The sequence below is a fragment of the Streptomyces sp. NK15101 genome, assembly GCF_020400725.1.
GTDB lineage: Bacteria > Actinomycetota > Actinomycetes > Streptomycetales > Streptomycetaceae > Streptomyces.
Genome location: NZ_JAINVG010000025.1, coordinates 16,164 through 38,888 on the forward strand (window position 1 = coordinate 16,164; position 22,725 = coordinate 38,888).

The 22,725-nt window shown below is 71.9% G+C and carries 17 protein-coding genes; 1 reads left to right on the forward strand and 16 read right to left on the reverse strand.

From position 1 onward, the window contains the following. Positions 1-5 precede the first annotated feature (5 nt). The 12 genes from K7G60_RS15875 to K7G60_RS15930 form a co-directional block, all read right to left on the reverse strand. Complete coding sequence (locus tag K7G60_RS15875; RefSeq protein WP_225801554.1) at positions 6-629, reverse strand: hypothetical protein; 624 nt, start codon at positions 627-629, stop codon at positions 6-8. 28 nt (positions 630-657) lie between these two features. Further along, complete coding sequence (locus K7G60_RS15880) at positions 658-2,979, reverse strand: DUF6571 family protein (RefSeq protein ID WP_225801555.1); 2,322 nt, start codon at positions 2,977-2,979, stop codon at positions 658-660. A gap of 40 nt (positions 2,980-3,019) precedes the next feature. Next, positions 3,020-3,436: a hypothetical protein gene (locus tag K7G60_RS15885; protein ID WP_225801556.1), complete on the reverse strand. Its 417-nt coding sequence runs from the start codon at positions 3,434-3,436 to the stop codon at positions 3,020-3,022. A 49-nt stretch (positions 3,437-3,485) separates the two neighbouring features. Next, positions 3,486-4,712 carry a type VII secretion-associated serine protease mycosin gene (mycP, locus tag K7G60_RS15890; RefSeq protein ID WP_225801557.1) on the reverse strand — a complete coding sequence of 409 codons (1,227 nt, stop codon included), beginning with the start codon at positions 4,710-4,712 and terminating at the stop codon, positions 3,486-3,488. Between the two features lie 17 nt (positions 4,713-4,729). Next, entirely contained in the window at positions 4,730-6,187 is a 1,458-nt protein-coding gene (locus K7G60_RS15895; protein ID WP_225801558.1) for a WXG100 family type VII secretion target, read from the reverse strand. 92 nt (positions 6,188-6,279) lie between these two features. Beyond that, positions 6,280-6,759, reverse strand: coding sequence for a hypothetical protein (locus K7G60_RS15900; protein WP_225801559.1), 480 nt, complete (start codon positions 6,757-6,759; stop codon positions 6,280-6,282). Between the two features lie 121 nt (positions 6,760-6,880). Next, positions 6,881-9,184 (reverse strand): molybdopterin cofactor-binding domain-containing protein, encoded by a 2,304-nt coding sequence (locus tag K7G60_RS15905; protein ID WP_225801560.1) that lies wholly within the window; start codon positions 9,182-9,184, stop codon positions 6,881-6,883. Further along, positions 9,181-10,734, reverse strand: coding sequence for a (2Fe-2S)-binding protein (locus tag K7G60_RS15910; protein WP_225801561.1), 1,554 nt, complete (start codon positions 10,732-10,734; stop codon positions 9,181-9,183). The genes K7G60_RS15905 and K7G60_RS15910 overlap by 4 nt, the downstream gene beginning before the upstream one ends. After that, on the reverse strand, positions 10,731-11,606 hold the full coding sequence (locus K7G60_RS15915; RefSeq protein ID WP_093875856.1) for a xanthine dehydrogenase family protein subunit M: 876 nt from the start codon (positions 11,604-11,606) through the stop codon (positions 10,731-10,733). Before K7G60_RS15915 ends, K7G60_RS15910 begins: the two co-directional genes overlap by 4 nt. 224 nt (positions 11,607-11,830) lie before the next feature. Continuing rightward, positions 11,831-13,465: a beta-N-acetylhexosaminidase gene (locus K7G60_RS15920; RefSeq protein WP_225801562.1), complete on the reverse strand. Its 1,635-nt coding sequence runs from the start codon at positions 13,463-13,465 to the stop codon at positions 11,831-11,833. Between the two features lie 238 nt (positions 13,466-13,703). After that, positions 13,704-13,991, reverse strand: coding sequence for a DUF3039 domain-containing protein (locus K7G60_RS15925; protein ID WP_015033918.1), 288 nt, complete (start codon positions 13,989-13,991; stop codon positions 13,704-13,706). Between the two features lie 30 nt (positions 13,992-14,021). After that, entirely contained in the window at positions 14,022-14,582 is a 561-nt protein-coding gene (locus tag K7G60_RS15930) for a YqgE/AlgH family protein (RefSeq protein WP_225801563.1), read from the reverse strand. Between the two features lie 278 nt (positions 14,583-14,860). On the opposite strand from K7G60_RS15930, the gene murA reads away from it, so the two are divergent. Further along, a complete protein-coding gene (gene murA, locus K7G60_RS15935) occupies positions 14,861-16,201 on the forward strand; it encodes a UDP-N-acetylglucosamine 1-carboxyvinyltransferase (RefSeq protein ID WP_030692046.1) in 1,341 nt (446 codons plus the stop codon). A gap of 118 nt (positions 16,202-16,319) precedes the next feature. Here the strand turns inward: murA and K7G60_RS15940 are convergent, their stop codons facing one another. From K7G60_RS15940 to K7G60_RS15955, 4 genes are all read right to left on the reverse strand, one after another. Then, a complete protein-coding gene (locus K7G60_RS15940) occupies positions 16,320-16,601 on the reverse strand; it encodes an HU family DNA-binding protein (RefSeq protein ID WP_015033921.1) in 282 nt (93 codons plus the stop codon). A 312-nt stretch (positions 16,602-16,913) separates the two neighbouring features. Then, positions 16,914-18,344, reverse strand: a complete 1,431-nt coding sequence (locus K7G60_RS15945; RefSeq protein ID WP_225801564.1) for an NAD-dependent malic enzyme — start codon at positions 18,342-18,344, stop codon at positions 16,914-16,916. A gap of 410 nt (positions 18,345-18,754) precedes the next feature. Beyond that, a complete protein-coding gene (locus K7G60_RS15950; protein WP_225801565.1) occupies positions 18,755-21,034 on the reverse strand; it encodes a UvrD-helicase domain-containing protein in 2,280 nt (759 codons plus the stop codon). A gap of 547 nt (positions 21,035-21,581) precedes the next feature. Beyond that, positions 21,582-22,718: a uroporphyrinogen-III synthase gene (locus K7G60_RS15955; RefSeq protein WP_225801566.1), complete on the reverse strand. Its 1,137-nt coding sequence runs from the start codon at positions 22,716-22,718 to the stop codon at positions 21,582-21,584. Between the last annotated feature and the right edge of the window lie 7 nt (positions 22,719-22,725).

Here is a 22,725-nt window from a genome sequence, read left to right on the forward strand (position 1 = left end):
CCTTCTCAGGAGGACTTCGCGGCGCGCGTCGGCACGCCGGTCACCAGCCCGTCCCCCTCGCAGCCCAGCTTCGCCGAGACGTCCCGGGCCGCCGCGTTGGCGAGGGTGACCAGGCGGGTGCGCTGCTCCAGGTCCGTCTCCTCGACGTCCGCCGGGCCCCGGACGGCCGTCTCGACGACGATCGGGTGGGCGGGCGCCTTGAGGCGGCAGGTGAAGTAGAGCTTGCCGAGGGTGGACGAGGAGAAGGCCTCGACTCCGGTGGCGTACGAGGTCACGGACTTGGCGAGCTCCGGGCCCAGGTAAGGGCCCTTCCCCACCGCGCTCACCTCGATCCTGACGTCCTGCGTCGCCTCGTCCGCTGCCTGGAGGCCGCAGTACCTCACCGGCTGCGGCCGGTACGAGTCGGCCCACGGCGCGGCGGCGTCCTCGCGCAGCCTGTCGAGGGCCTTCTCCGGCTTCGACAGGTCGTCCTCGAAGCGCTCGCCGCCGAGGACGGCCTCGAGCGCCGCCGCGGCGGGCGCGTCCTTGGCGAAGCCGCCGCAGGCCTCGGCGGCCGTGAGGCCTTCGGGTTCCTTCGTGGCCTCTCCTCCGGAGCAGCCCGTGAGGACGGCGGCCAAAGCGCCGGCCACAGCGATCCCTGAAAGCGCAGACCGCATGTCAGTCCTTCTTCTCGTACGGGTCGGGCAGCGAGTTGTCGCGGGAGTGCATGCGCGAGTCCCGGACGTACTTGACCAGTTCCTCGTCGAGGTAGTTGCGGTCCTTCTCGCTCCAGCCGGGGGCGTTGGCGTAGGCGATGCCGGGGCGGAGCGAGTTCTCCTTGCCCATGGCGAGCGCCTCGTCCTTCAGGTCGTCGGACTTCTTCTTGAGCAGCTCGTCCTTCTCGTACTTCTCCGCCATGTCGTCGGCTTCCATGCCGATGAAGGTGGTCACCGCACCGCCCACCGTCTCGGCCGCCAGAGGTACGAGGACGCCACCGGCGCCGCCGGTCAGGGCGACGACACCGCCCGCCGCGACCGCTCCGACGCCGAACTTGACCCATTCGGTCGTCTTGCCGACGGCCTTCTTGTGCTCCTCGGAGTCCTTCTCGTAGTCCTTGTCGATCTGCGCCATGCGGGACTCGTCCATGATTCCCTGCGCCTCCGACCCGATCCGCAGGGTCGTCCGCGCGTCGGTGAGGTCCCGGTCGTCGAAGGTGGAGCCGGGCTTCGGGCCGACCTCGTCCAGGACGCTCGTCGTGTACAGCATCTCGGCTGCCGAGAGCGTGGAGTGGCCGGTCTCGCTCTGCGACACGATGCCCATGAAGTTGACGGCGTCGCCGCGGTTCCAGAGCAGGCCGGTGTCGAACTCCTCGCCGAACCGGGACTTGCCCTTGTCGTCGTTGTAGCCGAAGGGGGAGTTCGTCTTCTCCTGCATCGTCGTGTCGCTGTCCGTCTCCAGGGAGCGGTTCAGCTCGTCGATGTAGGCGGCGCCCATCTTGCCGAGGCTGTCGTCGATGCCCGGCTGCTCGTGCATGTACTTGGGGTCGCTGCCGTACCGCTCGACGACCTTCTGCATGACCTCCGCGTTCTCCTTGGTCCGCACGTCCTTGAGGCCCTCGGCCTCGGCGTCGTACGGGTGGCCGGTGGTCGCGGACTCCAGGGCGTGGCCGAGGGCGTTGTAGCCGGGCTCCTTGGTCCGGTCGCCCTTGTCGTTGATCTCCTCGGGCCACTCGCGGTCCTTGGTGAAGTAGTCGAACGGGTCGAGCTTCTTGTCGTCCTTGGTGTTCTCGGGCGTGAGGTCGATGTCGCCGTTGAAGAAGTCCGTCGACGCCTTGGGGTTGTGCCCGAGGCCTTCCATGAAGCCGACCATGGGGTCGTTGCCCAGGTCGCCGCCCATCCAGTTCAGGTGGCTCGGGCCGCCGGTCAGCTGGTGCCAGGCCCGGTCGGCGGGCAGGCGACCGTCGCCGGTCATCTTGCGCTCGGTGACGACGAGGCCGGTGCCGTAGTCCTTCAGGAACTTGTCGTCGTAGTCGCCGACCCGCATCAGGTTGCTCATGACCTGGAAGCCGTACGGGCTGGTGCCGCGCGTCTGGATCGGCTCGCTGCCGGCCTTGATGACGTCGGCCTTCCACTGCTCCATCTCGGGGCTCGTGGAATGGGTCGCGGTGGCGAGCGTCAGACTCCAGTTCGTCTGCAGTTCCTTCAGCTTGTCGCGGTGGTCGACGCCGAGGCGGGAGCCGTCGCTCGGGTCGCCCATGTCGGCCCAGTACTCCATGCTGCCCTTCGGCCCGACCTCCAGGGCGAACTTCTCGGCGAAGTACGGGTCCTTCTGGTTGGCCTTGAAGAGGGCGTTGAGCTTGTCGATCTCCGCCGGGGTGGCCTCGTCGCCTTTCTTGTACAGCTCGTAGGCGGCGTGCGCGTCCTCGGCGTCCTGCGCCTTCGAAGCGGCCTTGAGGGAGTCGTAGCTCGTGCCGGAGAAGTTCATCTTGTCGCCGCCGACGAGTCCGCGCAGGGCACGGGAGGCGACGTCGTCGGCGTTGTTCGCGCGGTCGATCGCGGCCTTGATCGCCGACCCCATCGCCTCGAAGTCGGCCTGCTCGGGCTTGGGCCCGTCGTAGTCCTTGGCACGGCGATCAGGGTGGATCAGGTAGCTGACGACACCGTCCTGGTCGATGCGGATGCCCTTGCCCGGGGCCTCCGCGACGAGCTTCTCCAGCTCGGTCTTGGCGGCCTGGAACTCGCTCTCCGCGTCGCGCAGGATGTTGCGGATGCTGCTCGCCTCGGTGAGGGCGTCGCCGAACTCCTTGGCGGTCTTGCGGACGAACGCCTGGGTCACGCCGGCGTTCTCGCCCTTCCAGTCCGCCTTGTCGGCCTTGCCCTGGAGGCCGGTCTCGGCCTTCTCCTTGGTCTTCTCCAGCTTGGACACCGTCTCCGACCAGACGGTGACGGCCTCTTTGAGACCGCTGAGGTGGGCGTGGAGGACCTGGTCGAACTTCAGCATCTGATTCCCTCGTCAGCCGGCCACGACGGCCGGCTCCGGATCACTTGAAGTGCTTGTCGAGCTCTGACATCGAGAAGTTCGCGATCAGCGTCTCCTCGTGGTTGGCGTGGCTGACGACGGTGTCCTCGAGGTGGTTGTGGATGTGCGCGCAGGCGCTGAGGAGCGCCTCGGCCTGGCCGCGCCAGGTGTCCCACATGGTCCACATCGCGGATCCGGTCAGGAAGCCGTCGCCGTCGAGGCTCTTGGCGGCGGTGTCGGTCTGGGCGCCGGCGTGGAAGGCGTCCCGCTCGAACCAGTGGAAGAGCTCTTGGGCCTCGTTGCCGATGGCCTTGAGGTCGGCGGAGGTCACCTTGTAGTCGCTGGCACCCCCACCGCCGCCGCCCTCGGCGGGCACGCTGTTGAGCCTCATCGCCGCGGTCTCGCCGCGGACTTGGCTCCACTCCTCGTCGAACGACATCTACTTCCCCATGAGTGAGTTACGGACGATCGACGGCAGGGGGTCGGACTCAGCCCCGCCGCGAACGGAGAACGGGCACGGCGATCGCGGCCCCGACGAGCACGGCGGCCCCGATCCCGAGGCCGATCCAGAGGCCGGTGTTGCCGCCGTCTTCGGTGGCGGCGGCCTGGGGAGCGGGGGCGGGGGCGGCGGAGGACGTGGAGGGCGCCGGGTCCGCCGAGGCGGACGCGGACGGCGTCGCGGTCTCGGCGAGGTCGTCGATGGGCCGGACGTCGGCCGGGCCGGGGTCACCGGGCGTCTTCAGCGCGCGGAGAGGCCGGATGGCGCCGTAGCCGATGTAGTCGCTGCGCTTCTCGCCCCCGGAGGGCTTGGCGACGGTGTTGAGCATGACCTTCAGGACCTGGTGGTTGGTCCAGTCGGGGTGCTTCGACCAGATGAGTGCCGCGGTGGCGGAGGCGAGAGCGGTGGAGTTACTGGTACCGGAGGAAGTGCAGATGCGACCACCGGCACACGCGGCGAGAGTGTCCTTGCCGGGGGCGACGAGGTCGACCTGCGGTCCGTGCTGGGACATCGGGATGCGTGTCGCCTTCTCGTCGACCGCACCGACACCGACGACACCAGGAGTCGCCCCCGGGTATTCGAGCAGGTTCCTCTTGTCACCCGTGTTGCCGACGGAGGCGAAGACCAGGGCCCCCTTGTCCAAGGCGTACTTCACAGCTTCCGTGAGCTGCGGTGATCCCTCCGGGGAGCCCTGCGAGATGTTGAGGACCTTGGCACCGGAGTCGACGGCGAAGCGGATGGCTTCGGGCATGACGGTGTTGAACTCACGGTTGGCCGCCGCCTGGCTCTTCTTGCCGCCTTCCGCTCCCGGCACCCGCACAGGGAGGATCTTGGCGCCGGGTGCGAGCCCGAACGCACCGTCACCTCCGTTCGCCTGGCCCGTGCCCGCGATGAGACCGGCCATGTCCGTGCCGTGTCCGGTGTAGTCGGTGAACTCATCACCGGCTTCGTCCGGTGCGAAATCCTTACCCTTGAGCACTTGGCCCGTAAGGTCCGGCTGCTGCTTCTCCACGCCACTGTCGATGACCGCGACGGTGATGCCCTTACCTGTGCTGAGCTGCCAAATCTCTTCTGCACCGAAGGCATCCAAGTGCCACTGCCGGTCCCGGATGCTTTCCGCTTGTGCAGGGGCGGAAGCGATGCCCACCAGCAGCATCCCCAAGGCGGCCGAGGCGGTGACTCGGGCACGGCTCCGACGAATACTGCTGGTACGCATCTGCTTCCTCGCGCTGATCAGTCGATGACGGGCGGTGCCACGCGGCGGTTGCCCTGCTGCCAGGTCTCCTCGTCCTCGACCAGGTAGTCGGGACGCTCTCCGTTCTGCTCCTCGCGCTCGCCCGGTTTCGCCGCGTTTCCGCGTACGAGGCCCGAGCCGCCGGCCGTGAAAGGCTTCCCGGCCCCACCGACGGCACCGGCGCGCTGCGCCTTGCCGCCGACGACCCCGCCGGTCTCGCCGGCGAGGCGTCGGCCACCGGTGATGCCGTTCTGGCCGGACGCGCCGCCCATGGGGCCGCCCATGCCGTGCGCGCCGCCCATGGCTCGGCCCATGCCCGTCCGGTTCTGCCCGGTGGGCTCGTTGCCGATGACGGTGCTGCGCGGGATGCCGGTTTGCGGCCGGCCCGTGGTGCTGGGAACCGCACGGCCACCACTGATGCCCTCCCGGGGCACGCTGGGGCCGGTACGGAGACCGCCGGTCACCGGGCCGCGGGGATTGCCGGTACCACCGGTGATGGGCGAGGTGGGGCCGAAGGGGCCGGGACCGCCCTTGACGGTCAGCGGAGGCACGCCGGTCGTCACGAACGGAGGCGTACCCAGGTCCGGCTTGGTGATCGGCGGCGGACCGCCCGGGGTCGGCGTCTGCGGTCCGGGCGTGGTCGGCTTCGGCAGGGTCTCCACACTGTCGATGCCGAGGTCCACCGGAGCATCGGGCCGGACCTCAGGCTTGATCACATGTACCGGACCGGTCGGGTCACCCGTCGGCGGGACAGTGGTGGTGTCCGGCGAAGTCCGCGTGTCCGGCTGGCTACGCGTGGTGTGCGTTCCCCTATTCGTCTCCGTGCTCGCGGAGGAACGCTCGCCCTGTGACGTGTAAGTGCTGGAGCTGGACCCGGCACCGCGATCGCCCATGTCCGCCGGCACGAAGTCACCCGGCGGCGGCGGGAACGTCGGCGGCTCGAAGTTCTTCATCTGGAAGCTCGACCACTGGTACGAGGACGAGAGCTTCTCCATCTCGTCCGCCGCCGCCTGCCTGTTCGCCTCTTCCTTGGCCTCGATGGCCTTGAGCTCCTCGCTCGCGGCCATGGCCTTCTGGGCGTTGCGGGCGACCGTCGCCGAGTCGGGGTCGTTGTGGTACTTCTGCGCGGCTTCCAGGTTCGCCTTGGCCGACTCGTGGGACGTGTACTTGGGAATGGCGCTCTGCGCGCTGGCGATGGACTGCGCCGCGCGGCCCATCCACTCGGAGGCGTGGGCACTGTAGTCGCCCAGTGAGTGGGTCGAGCTCACCACTCCCTCGGCCCACTCGGTGAACGCCTTCTCCGCCTCGCCCTTCCAGTCCACCCGGCCGGTGCGGTTCTTGAGCTGCTCAGCGATGCGATGCAGCTCCTCGGCGGCCGCCTTGAGGCGGTCGCCGGCGATCCTGACACTGGGTTCGCTGGCTTCGTTCAGCCAATCCAGCATCTGCTGGTGACTCATGGAGCGAAAATTGGTTCCGCCGCCTCCGCCGCCCTCTGCAGGCCTCATCCTTCGCCTCTTCCCCGTGTCCCCGACATTCCGTCCGCACCCGCTTACTTGAAGGAGCCGCCGCCCTCGGTGTCCTGGCTGCCTTCGCTCGCCGGTACGTCGCGGCCCGCTTCCTTGTCCGCCTTCTGCTTGGCGTCCCAGGTCCGGTCGTGGATATTGATCATCTTGCGCTTCACGTCGTCGTCCATCTGCTCGAAGCCGTCCTTGGACGCGACGACCGCGATACCAAGGCCCTCCAGGCAGTCCTGCAGCAGGCCCGAGAGGTCCGTGAGCTGCTTGAGGACGGCGTTGTACGAGTCATAGACGCTGGACGCCTCGCCCCAGGCCGCGCCCCCGCCACCGAACTGATTGCGCGTCACCGGATCCGACTTCATCTTGCCCTTGTCGGCCTCCGAGGAGGTCAGCATCTCGATCAGGCCGTCGATGCTCGTCTTGAACTCCGACATGGACTCGGAGTTGTAGCGCACGGCATCCGCGCTCATGCCGCGCATCCCGTAGCTGGCCCCGTCCAACTCAGCTCGCACGTCCGCGTTCCTCCCCCGGTGAACCACCATGCCGTGTACCGCACAAGTCTAGAAGTCCACTGTAGTCAGGAACGACGACAGTCCGCACCTCTCGGTTGCACAAGCAACGGACATCACATGGTTACGAATTGGGCACGGCGACCGCCGCCTGGGGGCGGATCGGGAGGCGGTTGACCGGGCGGCCCGTCGCCGCTCGCACGGCTGAGGCCACTGCGGCGGGTGAGGTGACGACCGGGATGGCGCTCGCCGCCTTCGCTCCGAAGGGGGCCACGACGTCGCGTTCCTCCACGAGTTTCACGATGCGAATGTCCGGGGCATCCAGGGATGTCGGGAGTGCGTAGCCCGTGAAGTCGGGGTGGCGGACCAGACCGCGGGCCGTGCGGAGGTTCTCCATGAGGGCCGCGCCGATGCCCTGGGTGACGCCCGCCTCGATGCGGGCGGACAGCTGGGCGGGGTTGAGGACGCGGCCGACGTCCTGGGCGACGGCCATCTCCACCACGCGCACCGCGCCGAGTTCGATGTCCACGTCCACGACCGCGCGGATCGCGCAGAACGCGAGGCCGACGAAGGCGTCGCCCTGGCCGGACTCGTCGAGGGGCTCGGTGGGGTGCGGGCGGCACTGGGCGGTGGCCCAGAGCTCCTTGCCGTCCATCGCCTCCGTGACCGTCGTCGAGAGCACCCCGTCGTACGAGGTGATCTTGCCGTCGGTGATCTGGAGCAGCTCGGTCGACATGCCGAACTTGTGGGCCAGCGGCTGGAGCAGCTGTGTGCGGACCATCTTCGCCGCGCGTTCGACCGCTCCGCCCGAGACCCAGGTGTGCCGGCCGTGGGCGGCCGGACCCGCCGGGGGCTGGTCGGTGTCGACGGGGGCGACGTGGACCTCGTCGATGCCGAGGGTCTCCTGCACGATCTGGCGGGCGAGCGTCGAGAAGCCCGAACCGGTGTCCACCGCCGAGCAGATGACCGTCGCCGTCCCGTCCATGACGCGGACGGTCGCCGTCGAGACCTCGTCGGTGCCCTCGGCGCCGAGCATGTGCACCATGCCGAGCGCGTAGCCCACGCCCCGCCGCACCGCGCCGGGTTCGCCCGCGCCCTCGGGGCCGCCGGGCAGCAGCCAGTCGCCCTCGGGGGTGTCCTTGGGGAGCGGGGGCAGCGGGAAGTCCCGTACCGCCGCGAGGAGTTCCGCTACCGGTGCCGGGCAGGTCACCGTCTGGCCGGTGGGCAGGATGTCACCGGTCGCCATGACGTTCCGCATGCGCAGCTCGGCCGGGTCCACGCCCAACTTCGCGGCCAGCTTGTCCATCTGGGCCTCGTACGCCGCGCACACCTGCATCGCGCCCTCGCCCCGCACGTGGCCGGACGGGGGGTTGTTGGTGCGGACGGCCCAGCCCTCCACGAAGGCGTGCGGGACGACGTACGGACCGCAGGCGAAGGCCACGGCCGCCGCGAGCGATTCCGACGACGAGTCCGCGTACGCGCCCGCGTCGAGCAGGATCTGCGCCTCCACCTTCACCAGCCGCCCCTCCGCGTCCGCGTGGTGGCGGTAGCGCAGCAGGGTGGGGTGGCGGTGGGCGTGGCCGAGGAAGGACTCCTCGCGCGTGGCGGTGAGCTTGACCGGGCAGCCGGTGCGCAGTGCGAGGAGGCCCAGCGGGATCTGGAAGCCCGGGTCCTCGCGGTCGCCGGTGGCGCCGGGGACTCCGGTGACGACCAGCTTGACCTGCTCGGGCGGCAGGCCGAAGCAGGCGGCCGCCAGGTCGCGGTCGGTGTGCGGGTCGGTGGAGGCGGTGTAGATCTCCACCCCGCCGTCGGGGCGCGGCACGGCGAGGCCCGCCTCGGCGCCGATCGGCGCCGGGTCCTGGCGGCCGATCCGGTACAGGCCCTCGACGACGACCTCTCCCGTCGCCTCCGGGTCGCCGAAGCGCAGCGGGATGTGCCGGATCAGGTTCCCGTCGGGGTGCAGCGCCTCGGCCGCGAACGCCTTCTCGGGGTCGGTGACGGGTTCGAGGAGCTCGTACTCGACGGCGATCGCGGCGGCCGCGAGGCGCGCCGTGTCCGGGTGGTCGGCGGCGACGGCCGCGAGGGCCTCGCCGTGGTGCCGGACCAGGTCGGAGGCGAAGACGGGCCGGTCGGCGACCCTGCGGCCGTACGTCGCCGCGCCCGGCACGTCGGCGGCCGTCACCACGGCCCGTACGCCCGGCATGGCGGACGCCGCCGTGGTGTCGATCGACACGATCCGCGCGTGCGGGTGCGGCGAGCGCAGGATCGCGGCCCAGAGCAGCCCCTCGGCCCACAGGTCGGAGGCGTACGGGAAGGTGCCCTCGGTCTTCGCCCGTGCCTCGGCCTGCGGGAGCGAGGCGCCGATTCCGCGCCTGGCCTGCTCCTGTTCGGGGGTGTCCAGAGCCGCGGTCGTCGCGTCGCTGCTCACGCCATGCCTCCGTCGTGCGGGTGGGGAATCTGGTGCGGGACACGGACCTCGTCGGCCGCCTCGGGCCCGGCGGCCGCGGCGGCGGCCTCGCGCTCGGCGACGACGTCCCGGACGGCGTCGAGCACGCCGCGGTAGCCGGAGCAGCGGCAGAGGTTGCCGGCGAGGGCCTGGCGGGTCTCCAGCTCCGTGGGGGCGTGGTTGCCCTCCAGGAGGTCGTGCACGGTCATGCACATGCCTGGGATGCAGAAGCCGCACTGGACGGTGCCGCACTTGGACATCGCCCGCTGCACGTCCGAGGGTTCGCCGTCGACCGCGAGGCCCTCGACCGTCCGGACCTCGCTCCCGGCGGCGGTCGCCGCGGGCACCAGGCAGGAGGCGACGAGCCGGCCGTCGACCTGCACGTTGCACGCGCCGCACTCGCCCTGCGAGCAGCCGTCCTTGGCCCCGGCGAGGCCCAGGCGCTCACGCAGGACGTAGAGCAGCGACTCGCCGATCCAGGAGCCGGTGACGGGCCGGTCGGTCCCGTTGACCCGCAGCATGTACGAGGTGTGGGGGTGCTCGTCGCTGTCCGTGCTGTCCGTGACATCCGCGATGGCCGCGAAGCCCGTGGGGTCTGCGTGACCCGTGGTGTCCGCGTGACCCGTGGTGTCCGCGTGACCCGTGGTGTCCGCGATGCCCGTGGTGGTGTCCGCGCCGTGCGTGGCCACCGCGTCGACGGCAGCGGCCGGCACGGGGGCCTCGGGGACCACGGCGGCCTCGGGGGCCTCCTCGTCCGGAGCGGGCGCCGGCACGGCCTCCGGAGCCGCTTCCGGTACGGCGTCCGGCGCGGCCTCCGGGGCCGTCTCCGGCGCCTGCGCGGCCGGCTCCTCCGGGAGCGCCCAGGGCGCGGGCGCGCCGCCCGGCAGCGTCGCCGGTGCCTCGGCGTACGAGGCGGCGGGCGCCGCCGATGCCACCTGCTCGGGCTCTCCCGGTGCCGCCTGCTCTCCCGGTGCCGCCTGCTGCGCCGCGTCCGGGGTGACGGGGATCTGCCACTGGCCCGTGGAGCCCGGGTCTGCGGCGGGCGCCAGGGCCTCGTCGAAACGCCACTCGGCCGTCGCCTGCGGGTCCTCGACGTGCTCGACGGCGTTCTCGACGTACGCCGGCGGCTGGAAGCGCTCCGCCTCGTGGAACGCCCCCTCCTGGAACGAGCCGTCCTGGAGCGCCTCGCCCTGGAACGAGCCGTCCTGGAGCGCCCCGCCCTGGAACGAGCCGCCCTGCTCCCCGTACTCGCCCCCCTCGTACCCCTCGAAGTACTGCGTCTGCTGCGCCTCCGTCGGGACGTGCACCGTCCAGGTGCCCGTCGCCGACGGGTCCGTCGCCGCGGGCGGGGCGAGCGGCTGGAGCGGGGTGATCATCGGCGGCACGTAGCCGTGGCCCGGCGCCTCCAGGGGGACGCCGTCCAGCATGAAGTCGGGCGGCAGCTGGACGAAGGCGGTCGCGTCGCCGTCGTACCCCTCGCTCTGCGGAAGCGGCTCCCAGCCGCCCGTCCGGTCCTTGTGCTCGTCGCTCATGCCAGTGCCCTCCCCAGTGCCCGTCGGGCGAGTGCGGCGACCGTGCGCCGCAGGTGCAGTACGGCCGGCGGCAACTGTTCGTCGCCCGGCGGGTCCGGGATGCAGGCGGCGGCGACGTACTCGCCGAACGCCGCGAGCGCCTCCGGGGCGAGCCCCCGGTCGTTGTCCCAGTCCACCAGCGAGGCGATCCAGCGCTCGGCCTCCAGGGGGCGCAGCGGCATGGGCGCGACGGCGCCGACGGCGCAGCGCACGCCGCGCCGGGCCGGGTCGAGGACGACGGCGACGGAGGCGGTGGCGCGGGCCGGTCCGGTGCGGCCGGTGGCCTTGAGGAAGACCTGGGGGGCGTGGAGCAGCGGGACGCGGACGAAGCCGACGAGCTCGCCGGGGGCGAGCAGGTCGCGACCCGCGAGGAGGTGGGAGACGGGGATCTCGCGGCTGCCGAGCGGTCCGAGGACGACGAGGTCGGCCTCCAGGGCGGCGAGGACGGGCAGCGAGTCGCCGGTGGGCGCGGCGGTGACGATGTTGCCGCCGAGGGTGCCCGCGTTGCGGATCTGGGGCGGTCCGGCCGCGCGGGAGGCGGCGGCGAGGGCCGGGATGAGGGCGGCGAAGTCGGGGCGGCCCATGCGGGCGTGGGTGAGGCCCGCGCCGAGGAGGGCGTGCCCGTCCTGGTACTGCCAGCCGCGGATCTCGTTGATGCGGCTCAGGCCGACGAGTCCGGCGGGGCGGAGCTGGCCCTTGTTGACGGCTGCCATGAGGTCGGTGCCACCGGCGACGGGCACGGCGGCCGGCATGGCCGTGAGGGCTGCCACGGCCTCGTCGAGCGAGGCGGGCAGCGTCACGGACTGCGTTGTTTGTGGTGCGTGCGTGGTCAACCCGCTGCCCCTTCCCGGTGTCCCGGTGGTCCCCGACTGTGCCCGGCCGTCGCGCCTGTGTGTGGGCGTACCGTACGTGCTCACAGGCCGGACGTGGCAACTCTGGCACATCTTCCGAGGAGTCCGGAGCGAGGGTCCGCGAAGGACTGTTCCGTCCGGGACGCCCCGGGTGTGACGGTGAGTCGCGTTTCGCCGCTCTTGAGTGACGGGGGACGCCCGGTCCCTCACACGTTCGGGGGTGTGCCCTCCAGGGGGCGGCCGACGACTCCGGGCCGTCGCTGCCAGGGGCGGGGCCCGGTGGGCGGGCGATGGTCGACGCCGAGGGCTTCCAGGCGCCGGTAGTGGGTGCGCATGCGGCGCTCGAAGCCGGCGTGGTCGCGCGCCTCCGGCGCGGGCAGCGCGGACCAGGCGACCTCGGCGAAGGCGGCGAGGCGCGGGAAGACCTGGTAGTCGACGCGGGAGCGGTTCTCCATGACCTCGGTCCAGACGTTGGCCTGGGTTCCCAGGATGTGGGCGGCGGCCTCCGGGGAGAGGCCGGGCGGGACGGGCTCGAAGCGGTAGACGTCCGCGAGGGTGCGGACGTATCCGATGGGCATCGGTTCGTCCTCGCCCGGTGCCTGGCGGTGGTCGAGGTAGACGTGCTGTTCGGGGCACATGACGACGTCGTGGCCGGCCTCGGCGGCGGCGATCCCGCCCGCGTACCCCCGCCAGGACGACACGGCCGCGCCTTCGGCGAGGCCGCCCTCCAGGATTTCGTCCCAGCCGATGAGACGGCGGCCGCGGGCGGTGAGCCAGCGGTCGAAGTGGCGGATGATCCAGGACTGGAGCTCGTCCTCGTCGGCGAGCCCGAGCTCCTCGATGCGGGCCCGGGCGGCCGGGGAGGCCTTCCACTGGTCCTTGGGGCACTCGTCGCCGCCGACGTGGACGAAGGTGGACGGGAAGAGGTCGAGGACCTCCTCGAAGACGCCCTCGTAGAAGCGCAGGACGGTCTCGGTCGGGGCGAGGACGTGGGGGCTGACGCCCCAGGTGTCCCAGACGGCGAGGGCCGCGGTGTCGACGACGTCGGTGTTGCCGAGTTCGGGGTAGGCGGCGATGGCGGCCTGCGCGTGGCCGGGGAGGTCGATCTCGGGGACGACGGTGATGTGCCGCTCGGCGGCGTACGCGACGATCTCGCGGATGTCGTCCTGGGTGTAGAAGCCGCCGTGCGGGGTCTCCGTCCAGAGCGGCGAGGCCCGGTGGCCCCACTTGGTGCGGCTGCGCCAGGCGCCGACCTCGGTGAGCCTCGGATGGCGCTCGATCTCGATGCGCCAGCCCTGGTCGTCGGTGAGGTGGAGGTGGAGGACGTTGAGCTTGTGGGCGGCGAGCAGGTCGAGGTAGCGCAGGACGTCGTCCTTGGGCAGGAAGTGCCGGGCGACGTCGAGCAGCAGGCCGCGCCAGCCGAAGCGGGGGGCGTCCTCGACCGTCACGTGCGGCAGGTCCCAGCTCCGGTCCCTCCGCACGGGCGCCTTGCGGTGCGCGTCGGGGCCGAGGAGCTGACGGAGGGTCTGGGCGCCCCAGAACACCCCGGCGGGGCCGCCGCCCTCGATGACGACGGTGGCGTCCGGGTCCTCGGTGGTCAGGCGGTACGCCTCCGGGCCGTGCTCCCGGGCCGTCTCCTCGGCGATCCGCAGCCGGATCGCGTGCGGACCGGCGCCGTCGGCGAGCGGCAGCCCGGTGGCCGCGCCGAGCGTGGCGCGGATCCAGCGGGCGGTGGCCCCGGTGCCGGGGCCGGCGTCGAGCGTGGTCCGTCCGTCGAGCGGGCGGCGCCCCGGGGCACCGCTCCGGCACTCGGCGGACAGGGGCGCCGGGATCAGGTCCATGGGAAGGCCACCGCGTCAGTCCTCGCACGTCCGTTGCAGCATGCGCAATGAGTGTTTCGTTCCGCACAACGAGGGTGAGACTAGGGGCGCTTCGGGCGGATCCACAAGAGGTCTGGACCACTTCGACCGCCAGGAACGTCGCCGGCCGCCGGGAACGTCCGCCCCCGGAACGCGGAACGGCCCCCGCCGCGCGCACCGAAGTGCGCGCGGCGGGGGCCGCCCCGGCGTCAGGGCCGCGCTACTTGTCCTTGCCGCCCTTGTCCTTGTCGCCACCGCCCGCGCCCATGGAGTCGTAGATCTCCTTGCACATCGGACAGACCGGGTACTTCTTGGGGTCGCGCCCCGGCACCCAGACCTTTCCGCACAGCGCCACGACGGGCGTGCCGTCGAGGGCGCTCGCCATGATCTTGTCCTTCTGGACGTAGTGGGCGTAGCGCTCGTGGTCGCCGTCACCGTGGGACACCTGCGGCGTCGGCTCGACGAGGGTTCCCGTACCTGCCCCGCGCTCGGGCTCGAGAGTGCTCATAACCGCCAAGGGTACTGAAAGCCGGGGGCCTCAGTTGAGGGACGGGTCGTCGGGGTACGTGGCGATCATCGCGAGTTCGCCGCGCTGTCGTCGCAGCACCTGCCGCCAGAGCGTCTCGGGGCGCGGCGAGGAGACGTCGCCGGGCTCCGACTCGACCACGTACCAGGCGCCGTCCTCGAGCTCGGACTCCAGCTGGCCGGGGCCCCAGCCCGCGTACCCCGCGAAGATCCGCAGCGAGCCGAGGGCCGGTCCGAGCAGCTCGGGCGGGGCCTCCAGGTCGACCAGGCCGATCGCGCCGTACACGCGCCGCCAGCCGAGGGGGCCCTCGTCGCCGGGGATCACCGCCACGCCGAGGGCCGCGTCGAGCGAGACGGGACCGCCCTGGAAGACGACGCCCGGTTCGCCGGCGAGGGCGGCCCAGGGGGCGAGGATGTCGCCGACGGTGACCGGCGTGGGCCGGTTGAGGACGACGCCGAGCGAGCCCTCGTCGTCGTGGTCGAGCAGCAGGACCACCGCGCGGTCGAAGTTCGGATCCGCCAGCGCGGGGGTGGCCACGAGCAGCCGTCCTGTGAGCGAGGACACCTCGGTCATGCGACACATGATCCCGCATCTTCGGCGTTCGTGGGGGTTGTCGGACCGGATGGCGGGAAGGCGGGCCCCACCGCAGTTCAGGACGGACGGGGCCGCAGCGCCGGCTCGCCCCGCGAGGACAAGCGGACGGTGACACTCCGCAAGATCACGGGAACAGAGGGTGTTGTGCCGAATTCATTACATCTGACAGGCCCCATGAGGCACCCGATCGGGGTCTCATGGCCCTTTACCCTTTTCTCTGGCCACCCGTCGGACCCCACTTTCGGAACGCGAGATTCATGACCGGCACAGACGATGTCCTGCTTGTCCACGGCGGAACCCCGCTGGAGGGCGAGATCCGCGTCCGCGGCGCGAAGAACCTCGTGCCCAAGGCGATGGTCGCCGCCCTGCTCGGCAGCGGCCCCAGCCGCCTGCGCAACGTTCCCGACATCCGTGACGTCCGCGTGGTCCGCGGGCTGCTCCAGCTGCACGGAGTGACGGTCCGCCCGGGCGAGGAGCCCGGCGAGCTCGTCCTCGACCCGACGCACGTCGAGTCCGCGAACGTCGCCGACATCGACGCCCACGCCGGCTCGTCGCGCATCCCGATCCTCTTCTGCGGCCCGCTGCTGCACCGCCTCGGCCACGCCTTCATCCCGGGCCTGGGCGGCTGCGACATCGGCGGCCGGCCCATCGACTTCCACTTCGACGTGCTGCGCCAGTTCGGCGCCACCATCGAGAAGCGGGCGGACGGGCAGTACCTGGAGGCCCCGCAGCGTCTTCGCGGTTGCAAGATCCGCCTCCCGTACCCCTCGGTCGGCTCGACCGAGCAGGTGCTGCTCACGGCGGTCCTCGCGGAGGGCGTCACCGAACTGTCGAACGCGGCCGTGGAGCCCGAGATCGAGGACCTGATCTGCGTCCTGCAGAAGATGGGCGCGATCATCTCGATGGACACCGACCGGACCATCCGGATCACCGGTGTCGACCGCCTCGACGGCTACACCCACCGGGCGCTCCCGGACCGCCTGGAGGCGGCCTCCTGGGCGTCGGCGGCCCTGGCGACCGAGGGCAACATCTACGTGCGCGGCGCCCAGCAGCGCTCGATGATGACCTTCCTCAACACGTACCGGAAGGTCGGCGGCGCCTTCGAGATCGACGACGAGGGCATCCGCTTCTGGCACCCGGGCGGCTCGCTCAACGCGATCCACCTGGAGACGGACGTGCACCCCGGCTTCCAGACGGACTGGCAGCAGCCGCTGGTCGTGGCCCTGACGCAGGCCTCCGGCCTCTCCATCGTCCACGAGACGGTGTACGAGTCCCGGCTCGGCTTCACCTCCGCGCTGAACCAGATGGGCGCGCACATCCAGCTGTACCGCGAGTGCCTGGGCGGTTCCGACTGCCGCTTCGGCCAGCGGAACTTCCTGCACTCCGCGGTCGTGTCCGGCCCGACGAAGCTCCAGGGCGCCGACCTGGTCATCCCCGACCTGCGCGGCGGCTTCTCGTACCTGATCGCCGCGCTGGCGGCCCAGGGCACCTCCCGGGTCCACGGCATCGACCTGATCAACCGCGGCTACGAGAACTTCATGGAGAAGCTCGTCGAGCTGGGCGCGAAGGTCGAGCTCCCGGGCAGCGCGCTGGTCTGATCGCCCCACGGGGCCCCGGCGCGGGGCCCCGTAAGGCGCCACGGGCCCGTACACGCACGAACGAAAGGGCGGCCACCCCCTGACAGGGTGGCCGCCCTTTCTGCGCCTACAGGCCGCCTTACTTGCCCTTGGCGGCTTCCTTGAGCTTCGAGCCCGCGGAGACCTTCACGCTGTAGCCGGCCGGGATGTCGATCGGGTCGCCGGTCTGCGGGTTACGAGCGGTGCGAGCGGCACGGTGGGTGCGCTCGAAGGTCAGGAAGCCGGGGATGGTGACCTTCTCGTCACCCTTGGCGACGACCTCACCGACGGTCTCGGCGAGAGCGGCCAGCACGGCGTCGGCGTCCTTGCGGGTCACCTCGGCGCGGTCGGCCAGGGCGGCCACCAGCTCACTGCGGTTCATGTTGTTACTCCCGTGTTCTTCTTGCCTGTGAGGCGTGCCACGCGGCGGAAGCCGCGCGATTGGGTACAGCGAAGCCGATGCTGCCAGGGCCCTCGGACAGTCCCCGGACCCGGGTCAAATGACAGACCCTCGCGCCCAAACACGCATCCTGCCCCCACCAGCGGCGGGAACGCCAATCCGGCACCCCCTCGGGTCACACGAAAAGCGCCGGAGCCCCGTGGTGGTGACGTTGTGTCGACACCACGAAAACCGCGCGGAGCCGAAAAGCCACCCTAAAGGCGGGTTTACGGCTCCGCGAATCGCGACGCGCCGTCAGTGCCCGCCCGGCGCCGTGCCCGCGCCCGCGGTCTTCGCCGCGTTCCGGACCGCGCCGGCGACCGCGCCCGCGACCTTGTCGTTGAAGACCGACGGGATGATGTAGTTCGGGTTCAGCTCGTCCTCGGTGACCACGTCGGCGAGGGCGGAGGCCGCCGCCAGCATCATCTCCGTGTTGACCGTACGGGACTGGGCGTCCAGCAGGCCGCGGAAGACACCCGGGAAGACCAGCACGTTGTTGATCTGGTTCGGGAAGTCCGAGCGGCCGGTGGCGACGACGGCGGCCGTCTGCCGGGCGGCGGCCGGGTCGACCTCCGGGTCGGGGTTCGCGAGCGCGAACACGATGGCGCCCTCCGCCATGGCGGCGACGTCCTCCGCGCCGAGCAGGTTCGGGGCCGAGACGCCGATGAAGACGTCCGCGCCGACGACGGCCTGCTTGAGGGTGCCGGTGACGCCCTCGGGGTTGGTGTTGTCGGCGATCCAGCGCAGCGGCGAGTCGGCCGGGGCGTCCACGAGGTCCTCGCGGCCCGCGTGCACGACGCCGTGGATGTCGGCGACGACGGCGTGCTTCACACCCGCCGCGATCAGCAGCTTGAGGATGGCCGTGCCGGCCGCGCCGGCGCCGGACATGACGACCCGGACGTCGCCGATGCCCTTGCCGACCACGCGCAGCGCGTTGGTGAGGGCGGCCAGGACGACGATCGCGGTGCCGTGCTGGTCGTCGTGGAAGACGGGGATGTCCAGGGCCTCGCGCAGCCGGGCCTCGATCTCGAAGCAGCGGGGCGCGGAGATGTCCTCCAGGTTGATGCCCGCGAAGCCGGGGGCGATCGCCTTGACGATCGCGACGATCTCGTCGGTGTCCTGGGTGTCGAGGCAGATCGGCCAGGCGTCGATGCCGGCGAAGCGCTTGAAGAGGGCGGCCTTGCCCTCCATGACGGGCAGCGAGGCCATCGGACCGATGTTGCCGAGGCCGAGGACGGCGGAGCCGTCGGTGACGACCGCGACGGAGTTGCGCTTGATGGTGAGGCGGCGCGCGTCCTCGGGGTTCTCGGCGATCGCCATGCACACGCGGGCGACGCCCGGGGTGTAGATCATGGAGAGGTCGTCACGGTTGCGGATGGGGTGCTTCGACGCCATCTCGATCTTGCCGCCGAGGTGCATCAGGAACGTACGGTCCGAGACCTTGCCGAGGACGACGCCCTCGATGGTGCGCAGCTGCTCGACGATCTCGTCGGCGTGCGCGGTGGAGGTCGCGGCGATGGTGACGTCGATGCGGAGCTTCTCGTGGCCGGAGGCGGTCACGTCGAGGCCGGTGACGGATCCGCCGTGGGACTCCACCGCCGTGGTGAGCTGGGAGACCGCGGTTCCGCTGGCGGGAACCTCCAGCCGGACCGTCATCGAGTACGAGACGCTGGGCGCCGTTGCCATGGCCGAGTTCCTCTGCTTTCCCTGAGCTTCGTTGCTACGCCGCCACGGCTGGTTGCCCGGCGGCGCCCTCCGATGGTCGCACCTACCTGCCGGTAGCAGGTAATACGGTCATTTTGTTTTCGGAAAGTAGTTTCCACCATACGAGAAGTGCCGGGGAAACAGAAGAGGCCCTCGTCACCGGAGGTGACAGGGGCCTCAACTTTGTACGTACGTCTAAGTGGCACCGACCCGCCATGCTCGCCTCGCGGCAAGTGGTCCCTCTGAGGGACGAAGGTTGGGCCCGGGGGCTTGGATCGAGCCGGTGCCACGACAAGGCTAACAAACCGCCCTGCTCGGTGATTCCAGCGCCGCAGGTTGACCTGAAATCAGCCCCGGGCGGCGGAGCGGACCCGGCCCGCCGCCCTGGCCGCTCAGTCCCGCAGCAGGTCCGGGACCCCCGCCTCGTCCGGCATGTCCCGGTCGCCCGAGAGCACCGTCAGGGCCTGCGTGGACCGGGTCAGCGCCACGTAGAGCACCCGCAGGCCGGCCGGGGACTCGTCCGCGATCTCCGCGGGCGAGACGACCACCGTCGCGTCGTACTCCAGGCCCTTCGCCTCCAGGGAACCGAGCGCCACCACGCGGTCACCGAGCTCCGCGAGCCAGCCGGCGGCCTCCGAGCGCCGGTTCATGGCGACGACGACACCCACCGTTCCGTCCACCTCGCCGAGCAGCCGCTCGGCCTCCAAACGCACGGTTTCGGCCAGATCCGCCCCCTCGCGGAGGGCGACGAAACGGGGCTCGACGCCCGTCGAGCGGACCGCCCGCGGCGACTCCTTGCCCGGCATGGCCAGCGCGAGGATCTTCGCGGCCAGCTCGGCGATCTCCGCCGGGTTCCGGTAGTTCACGGTGAGCTCGAAACGGCGCCGCGGCCGCGAGCCGAGCGCCTCGTCCCGGGCCTCCGCCGCCTCGTCCGGGTCCGACCAGGAGGACTGCGCCGGGTCGCCGACGACCGTCCAGGTGGCGTGCCGGCCGCGCCGCCCCACCATCCGCCACTGCATGGGCGTCAGGTCCTGCGCCTCGTCGACGATCACGTGCGCGTACTCGGTGCGCTCCGCCGCGAGCCGCTCGGCCCGCTCCCGCTGGGTCTCCTCCCGTACGGGCATCAGCTCCTCAAGGCCCGTGAGCTGGTCCAGCGGGTCGTACTCCCGCTTCTTGCGGGGCCTGGCCGGGGCGCCGAGCAGCGTGTTCAGCTCGTCGAGGAGGGCGACGTCGTGCACGGACAGCTCCCGACGGCGCAGCGAACGCGCGAGCCGCCGCACCTCGCCCGGGTTGAGGATCCGGCGGGCCCAGCGGCCGAGCCGCCGCTCGTCGGCCATGGCGTCGAGGACCTGCCGGGGGGTGAGCTCGGGCCACCAGGCGTCGAGGAAGCCGAGGAACGAATCCTCGGTCGACACGTCCTCGTCGAAGGAGGAGCGCAGCTCGGCGGCGAGCTCGGGGTCGCTGTGCCGGCCGGCGGCGCCGGACTTGGCGTACAGCGCGTCGAGGAGGAGCCGGCGGGCACGCGGCCGGAGCAGGTTGACGGGGGCGGTGCCGCCGAGGACGTTGTGCCGGATGCGGCGCAGCTCGTCGGCCTCCAGCTCAAGCCGCCGTCCGAAGGCGACGACCCGGAGCAGCTGCGGGGCCTCGGGGCTCTCCAGAGCACCCCGGGCGGCCTTCCGCAGCACGTGCACCATGCGGGAGGAGCCCTTGACGCGGGCGACGGCCGGCTCGTCGTACGCGGTGGCCTCGGCGCCGTCGACCAGCGAACCGACGGCCCGGATCGCGACCTGGCCCTCCTCGCCGAGGGACGGCAGGACGCCCTCGGTGTACGAGACGAGGAGCGGGGTCGGGGAGACGATCAGGATGCCGCCCGCGTACCGCCGCCGGTCCTGGTAGAGCAGATAGGCGGCGCGGTGCAGCGCGACCGCCGTCTTCCCGGTGCCCGGCCCGCCCTCGACGTAGGTCACGGAGGCGGCGGGCGCCCGGATGACCAGGTCCTGCTCGGCCTGGATGCTGGACACGATGTCCCGCATGGTGTGGCTGCGGGCCTGGCCGAGGGCGGCCATCAGGGCGCCGTCGCCGATCACGGGCAGCTCGCGCCCGTCGAGGGCGGCCCGCAGTTCGGGGCGCATGAGGTCGTCCTCGACGCCGAGGACCCGGCGGCCCTTGGAGCGGATGACGCGGCGGCGCACGACCCGGCCGGGGTCGACGGGGGTGGACCGGTAGAAGGGTGCGGCGGCGGGCGCCCGCCAGTCGATGACGAGCGGCGCGTAGTCCGAGTCGAGGACTCCGATCCGCCCGATGTGGAGGGTCTCGCCGATGTCGGCGGTGTTGTCGGGGCGCACGGCGTCCTCGGCGGGCTCGACGGAGGTGTAGGCGCCGTCGGGCCCCTTCTTCCCGTCCTTGCCGTACAGCAGGTCGATCCGGCCGAAGAGGAAGTCCTCGAACTCGTTGTTGAGCCGGTTGAGGTGGATACCGGCCCGGAAGACCTGGGCGTCGCGCTCGGCGAGGGCGCCGGGCGTGCCGACCTGGCCCCGCTGGGCAGCGTCGTTCATCAGGAACTCCGCCTCGTGGATCTTCTCCTCCAGACGGCGGTAGACCTGATCCAGATGTTCCTGCTCGACACCGATCTCACGGTCTCTGACCGTGTCCACGGCTTCCTGCGCGGCCACCTAAGGCCCCCTTCTCACGTGCACTGGGCAGCCGTCGAGCGTACGCCACAGGGGGGCGCCGTGTCAGGCGCGGGGCGGTTCCACCGGGGCGGCAGCGCCCGCGCGCCACCCCGGCACGGGCCTCGCCCCGCTCCCACGCCCGCCCGTGTGGGCGCCGCGCCCGGCAGGGCGGTGCCCCCGCTCCCGCCGTGTGGGCTGCGCCCGCCTGGACGGTGCCCACCCGCCGTGTGGGCAATCGTCCCGCTGGGGCGGGACGGGTGGGCACACGGGACGGCGCCCTTCAGCGGCGCCTCCGCGTTCCGCGCCTGGACCCGCACCCGAGCGGCGGTGCACACGTGGTGCGGGTCCAGGCCCATGAGCCTCGGGCGCCGGCAAGGGGCGCCGTTCCGTTGCGCCCACCCTCCCCCAAGCTCTCGGCTCCGCTCGAGCAGGGGGGACCCCCTTGCCCCAGCGGAACGCATGCCCACAACGGGGGTGGATGGGCACCGCCCCGCCGGAGCGGCTGCCCACAACGGGCGGAGGCGCGGGGCGGCGGAAGCGCGGGGTGCTACCCGTCGTACTTGTCCTCCGCGGAAGGGTCCAGCGCCAGCCGGTACCCCCGCTTCACCACCGTCTGGATCAGCTTCGGCGTGCCGAGGGCCGCGCGGAGTCGCGCCATCGCCGTCTCCACGGCGTGCTCGTCGCGCCCCGCCCCCGGCAGCGCCCGGAGGAGGTCGGCGCGGGAGACGACCCAGCCGGGCCGGCGGGCGAGGAGGCCGAGGAGGGCCATCCCGGCGGGCGGGACGGGCCGGAGGCCGCCGTCGACCAGGACCGCGTGCCCGCGGATCTCCACCCGGTGCCCGGCGACCGGCAGGACCCGGGAGCGGGCGGGCAGCTCCGTGCAGAGGAGCTGGACGAGCGGCCCGAGCCGGAAGCGCTCCGGCTGGTGGGTGTCGATCCCCTCGGCCTGGAGCGGCAGAGCCGTGACGGGCCCGACGCAGACCGCGAGCACGTCGTGCCGGAGCGCGGCGAGGAGTTCGTCCCGTACGCCCCGCTCCGCCGCCCGGGAGAAGAGGGAGGCGGCGGCCGGCGCGCTGGTGAAGGTCACGGCGTCGAGGCCGCGGGCGAGGATCGCGTCGAGGAGCCGGTCGAGCGGCCCGAGGTCCTCGGGGGGCATCCAGCGGTAGACGGGGACCCCGACGACCTCGGCGCCGCCGGCCGTGAGCGCCTCGACGAAGCCGGGGAGCGGCTCTCCGTGGAGCTGGAGGGCGATGCGCCGGCCCGCGACGCCCTCCGCGAGGAGCCGGTCGAGGACCTCGGCCATGGACTCGGAGGAGGGCGACCAGGACTCGGTGAGTCCGGCGGCCCGTACGGCCCCCTTGACCTTGGGCCCGCGGGCGAGGAGTTCGACGTCCCGCAGGACGGCGAGGAGCTCGCCCCCGTACCCCCAGCCCTCGGCGGCCTCGACCCAGCCCCGGAAGCCGATCGCCGTGGTGGCGACGACGACGTCGGGGGCGTGGCCGATGAGCTCCTTGGTGGCGGCGAGGAGTTCCGTGTCGTCGGCGAGGGGCACGATCCGCAGTGCGGGGCCGTGGACGACGGCCGCACCGCGCCGGCGCAGCAGCGCGATGAGCTCGTCGGCGCGTCGTGCCGCGGTGACGCCGATCGTGAAGCCGGCGAGGGGGCCGTGTTCTTGCTCGTCCATGGGGCCT

Coding starts and splice junctions, on each gene's coding strand:
- K7G60_RS15910 (WP_225801561.1), bottom strand. CDS start 10,734: ATGAGCGACGAGCACAAGGACCGGACGGGCGGCTGGGAGCCGCTTCCG.
- murA (WP_030692046.1), top strand. CDS start 14,861: ATGACCGGCACAGACGATGTCCTGCTTGTCCACGGCGGAACCCCGCTG.
- mycP (WP_225801557.1), bottom strand. CDS start 4,712: ATGCGTACCAGCAGTATTCGTCGGAGCCGTGCCCGAGTCACCGCCTCG.
- K7G60_RS15945 (WP_225801564.1), bottom strand. CDS start 18,344: ATGGCAACGGCGCCCAGCGTCTCGTACTCGATGACGGTCCGGCTGGAG.
- K7G60_RS15940 (WP_015033921.1), bottom strand. CDS start 16,601: ATGAACCGCAGTGAGCTGGTGGCCGCCCTGGCCGACCGCGCCGAGGTG.
- K7G60_RS15895 (WP_225801558.1), bottom strand. CDS start 6,187: ATGAGTCACCAGCAGATGCTGGATTGGCTGAACGAAGCCAGCGAACCC.
- K7G60_RS15925 (WP_015033918.1), bottom strand. CDS start 13,991: ATGAGCACTCTCGAGCCCGAGCGCGGGGCAGGTACGGGAACCCTCGTC.
- K7G60_RS15920 (WP_225801562.1), bottom strand. CDS start 13,465: ATGGACCTGATCCCGGCGCCCCTGTCCGCCGAGTGCCGGAGCGGTGCC.
- K7G60_RS15880 (WP_225801555.1), bottom strand. CDS start 2,979: ATGCTGAAGTTCGACCAGGTCCTCCACGCCCACCTCAGCGGTCTCAAA.
- K7G60_RS15930 (WP_225801563.1), bottom strand. CDS start 14,582: ATGACCGAGGTGTCCTCGCTCACAGGACGGCTGCTCGTGGCCACCCCC.
- K7G60_RS15955 (WP_225801566.1), bottom strand. CDS start 22,718: ATGGACGAGCAAGAACACGGCCCCCTCGCCGGCTTCACGATCGGCGTC.
- K7G60_RS15885 (WP_225801556.1), bottom strand. CDS start 3,436: ATGTCGTTCGACGAGGAGTGGAGCCAAGTCCGCGGCGAGACCGCGGCG.